This is a genomic window from Streptomyces sp. SP17BM10 (genome assembly GCF_036322405.1).
Lineage (GTDB): Bacteria > Actinomycetota > Actinomycetes > Streptomycetales > Streptomycetaceae > Kitasatospora.
In genome coordinates, this window is sequence record NZ_JAQYXB010000457.1 from 1 (window position 1) to 338 (window position 338).

At 64.2% G+C, this 338-nt stretch carries 1 protein-coding gene; it reads right to left on the reverse strand.

Annotated features, from left to right (window positions below; translation table 11 throughout):
• Positions 1-155: 155 nt before the first annotated feature.
• A partial coding sequence (locus PUR71_RS41110) for a hypothetical protein (RefSeq protein WP_329925256.1) occupies positions 156-338 on the reverse strand: 183 nt, incomplete at its 5' end.

A 338-nucleotide genomic window follows, 5' to 3' on the forward strand; every position in this document is an offset into this window, starting at 1 on the left:
GGGGGGGGGGGGGGGGCCGGGGCCCCCCCCCCACAAAAAACTGAAGACCCCCTAGCGGTACGGACCCGGGAGAGCCCCCCCCCCCCCCCCCCCCCCCCCCCCAACACCCCCACAACCACACAAACACCCACACCCACACAACACACCCCCCCACCCTAACCAAAAAACAAAAAAAAAACAAAAAAAAACCCACCCCCCCCCCCCCCCCCCCCCCCCCCCAACACCCACCCACACCACCCCAACCACAAAAAAACAACACACCACCAAAAACACAAAAACCCACCCCACCCCACACACCCCACCCCACACCACCACACAACCCACAACACCACCCCAAC